This window comes from Paraburkholderia sp., assembly GCF_034668105.1.
Taxonomy (GTDB): Bacteria; Pseudomonadota; Gammaproteobacteria; order Burkholderiales; family Burkholderiaceae; genus Paraburkholderia.
Genome location: NZ_JAXDPY010000079.1, coordinates 1 through 3510, shown reverse-complemented (window position 1 = coordinate 3510; position 3510 = coordinate 1). Strand labels below are relative to the sequence as shown.

Here is a 3510-nt window from a genome sequence, read left to right as displayed (position 1 = left end):
AGATCGTTGTCCGCGCCACCGGCTGACAGCGATAGCGTCGTATCGGCGTCGGTATAGCGCAGTTTGCCGAATGCCTGTCTCACGCGGCTCGAGTTCTGCTCGGCCCAGCCGTCGTCGTTCGCGGCGTCGGCGGTGAAGTAGTAGTCGAGGTTATGGCCGATGGTGCCACCTTGTTCGATCTGCGCGGTCTTGCGGCCCCACGACCCGGCCGTCACTTCGGCCTCGCCGCCCGGGTTATCCTTGCCGTTCCTGGTGGTGATCGAGAGCGCGCCGCCGAGCGTGTTTAATCCATAGGTCGGATTCGAGCCGGGAATCAGCTGGATCGTGTCGATTGCCTGTTGCGGAAGCAGGTCCCAGTTCACCACATCGCCGAACGGCTCGTTCACCCGCACGCCGTCGACGAACACGGACAGACCCTGCGGCGTGCCCAGCAGCGGCGACGCGGTGAAGCCGCGATAGGTGAGGTTCATCTGATACGGGTTGCCCTGCGCGTCGGCGATATCGACGCTCGGCAGATTCTTCGCCAGGTAATCGGTGAGCGTGCTGCGATGTTGCTGTGCGATGTCCTCTGCGTGAACCGTCTGCACGTTGGCCGGCACCTGCGTCAGCGGCGTGCCGATGCCCAGCAGCGGCGTGGTGCCCACCACGACAATCGGCGCGAGCGTCGTGACCGTGGCCGGGTTGGCGGGCGCAGTCTCCGAGGCCGCGGATGACGCAGACACCGCGGACGCCGATGCCGTCACGGGCGGCTCGGCTTGCGCCCATGCCGCCGCGGACAGGCTCGCGAGGGCGCCGCCAAAACAGAGCGTGATGCCGGTGCGCCGTTGAAGGCGGCGTTGGCGGCGTGCTTGTGATCGCATGCTCATCTGGTGTCTCCTGCCGGCTCGATATACACGCGCGCATAACGCCTTCTTTGATGTGTGTGTAAAGCTTCGCATAGGTGGCTGTAAGCCGCGCGGGAGCTTTTCCCGATCTGGCAGGGAAGCGTTCCCAAAAGCCGCGCAAAAATCCGCTGTGCGCGAGCGTGCTGGGTAGAATGCAAACGACATGTCAAGCGATCCGATCCCCTCATCTTCCGCTGGCCGCCTGCCGCCACCTTCGACGCTATGGCGCGATCTCGCATGGGTCTGCGCCGCAACCGCGCTGGCGGCGGTGCTCGGCGCCGCGTTCGATATCAGCGAACGGGCCTACCGGCTCACGCGCGGCCTGGAACGCTTCCAGCTCGACGAATTGCCGGGCACGCTATGCGTGCTGTCGATCGGCCTTGCGTGGTTCGCGTGGCGGCGCTTTCGCGACGCGCGCCGCGAGCTGGCCCATCGCCGCATGCTCGAAGAGCAGGCCGAACGGCTGCTGGCCGACAACCGGCGCCTCGCCACTCAGGCGTTGCAGGCGCAGGAACTCGAACGCCGTCATATGGCGCGCGAGCTCCACGATGAACTCGGCCAGTATCTGAACGCCATTGCACTCGACGCGGCGCGCATCCGCGATCTGTCCGGCGAACGCGAGCCGGAGATCCACCGTGTCGCCCTCGGTCTGATTCAGAGCGCGAGCCACGTCTACCGGGAGATCGGCGGCATGATCCGTCGCTTGCGGCCCATCGGCCTCGACGAGTTCGGCTTGCCGAGCGCGCTCGAACATTGCGTCGACGGCTGGCGCGAGCGGCTGCCCGAGGCTTCGTTTTCTTTGGCGATCGAAGGGGATTTCAGCGGTCTGAGCGAGGCGCTCACCATCACGCTCTACCGGCTCGTGCAGGAAGGGCTGACCAATGTGTCGAAGTTCGCGCGCGATTCACGCGTGGAAGTGTTCATGGTGCGCGGGCCGCGAGAAACACAACGCGCGGACGCGGCTCAAGGGTCGATCGACGAAATCGTCGTGACGATGGCGGACGACGGCCCCGGCACCGATCTCACGAGGCCGCGCACGGGACTCGGGCTGATCGGCATGCGCGAGCGCGTTGAAGCGCTCGGGGGCGAATTCCACGTGGCGAGCGAGCCGCAAGGCGGTTTTCTGTTTTGCGCGCGGCTGCCCGCTCACGCCGGGCTGGCCGAACCCGTGAACTGAAGTCCGAGCCGGTTGGCCATCTGTGCGAGCTGCACGCCGTTGTCGGCACCGAACTTCTGGCGGATCACGGATTGATGGTTGGCCACCGTCTTCTGACTCAATCCCAGCTTCTCCGCGATGCTCGGCAGCGTATAACCCTGCACCAGCAGACGCAGTACTTCGAATTCGCGCGCCGACAGTTGCCGCCCGGGCGGCCCTTCGTTGAAGGCCGTGCGCATGGCGAGCGCCTGCGAAACATCCTGGCTCAGATAGCCCGCGCGCCGCGCGATGGAGCGCACCGCTTCCACCAGCACGTCGGGCGCGCTGGCCTTGGTCACGTAACCGAGCGCGCCGGCATCGAGCGCACGGCGCACGAAGATCGATTCTTCATGCACGCTGAAGATCAGCACGCGCGCGTCCGGCTCGCGCGCGAGCATGCGCCGCATGGCTTCGATGCCGCTCGCCCCCGGCAGCGCAACATCCATCACGACCACGTCGGGCCGTAATGCGCAAAAGCGCTGATAGGCCTGCGTGGCATCGGCCGCCTCGCCGCACACCTGCACGTCGGCGTTCAGTTCGAGCAGACGCCGGTATCCTTCGCGCACGACCGCATGGTCGTCGACGAGCAGGACTGAGATGGTTCCCGCAGTCATGGTTTTGCTCCGCTGCCGCCGGTGAAGTCGGGCTCGCGGGCGGCGGTCGCGAGCTTGCGCGAGTTGGCGTCGTTACGAAACAGGATGGGCTGCTCACGCGCCACGGTGGGCGCTGCCGGGGCCGAGGCCGCGCGTTGCACGATCTTCACCACGGTCTCGTGAAACGGCGACTTGTCGCAAACGGGATCGGCATTGGCCGGGTCGCCCGTGAGCAGGTAGGCCTGACAGCGGCAGCCGCCCAGGTCGCGTTCCTTTTCGTCGCAACTCCGGCAGGGTTCCTTGAGCCAGTGCAAGCCGCGAAAACGGTTGAACGCATCGCTCTCGTACCAGATCTCGCGCAACGGCGTCTCTTTCACGTTCGGCAGCGTCAGGCCCGGCAGCCCGCGGGCGGCGTGACAGGGCAGCGCGGCGCCGTCGGGCGCGACGCCGAGAAAGACCGCGCCCCAGCCGTTCATGCAACGTTTCGGGCGGTGCTCGAAGTAGTCCGGCACGACGAAGAAAATCTTGCAGCGCTCGCCGTGCTCGCGGCGATACCGCGCGACCACCGCTTCGGCCTCTTCGAGCTGCTCGCGCGTCGGCATCAACTGCGCCTCGTTCGCGTGCGCCCAGCCGTAGTACTGCGTGTTGGCAAGTTCCAGGTATTCGGCACCCATTGCGAGCGCCATCTCGATGATCTTGTCGACGTGCGGCAGGTTATAGCGATGCAGCACGCAGTTGAGCACCATCGGAAAGCCGTGCCGTTTGATCGAAGCGGCGACCCGCTGTTTCAGATCGAAGGTGCGCGTGCTGCTCAGGAAATCGTTCAGCTCCTGGGTCG

4 protein-coding genes are annotated in these 3510 nt (G+C 66.0%); 1 reads left to right on the top strand and 3 read right to left on the bottom strand.

The window, feature by feature from the left end; translation table 11 throughout:
- Positions 1 to 866: TonB-dependent receptor plug domain-containing protein (locus tag QOC89_RS04070; protein WP_323043849.1), on the bottom strand; the 866-nt coding region annotated here is incomplete at its 3' end.
- A 181-nt stretch (positions 867 to 1047) separates the two neighbouring features.
- On the opposite strand from QOC89_RS04070, the gene QOC89_RS04065 reads away from it, so the two are divergent.
- Complete coding sequence (locus QOC89_RS04065; RefSeq protein WP_323043848.1) at positions 1048 to 2061, top strand: histidine kinase; 1014 nt, start codon at positions 1048 to 1050, stop codon at positions 2059 to 2061.
- Here the strand turns inward: QOC89_RS04065 and QOC89_RS04060 are convergent.
- Positions 2031 to 2693: a response regulator gene (locus tag QOC89_RS04060; protein WP_179738849.1), complete on the bottom strand. Its 663-nt coding sequence runs from the start codon at positions 2691 to 2693 to the stop codon at positions 2031 to 2033. The genes QOC89_RS04065 and QOC89_RS04060 overlap by 31 nt on opposite strands.
- On the bottom strand, positions 2690 to 3510 hold an 821-nt coding region (locus tag QOC89_RS04055), incomplete at its 5' end, for an SPASM domain-containing protein (protein WP_323043847.1). The genes QOC89_RS04055 and QOC89_RS04060, both read right to left, overlap by 4 nt.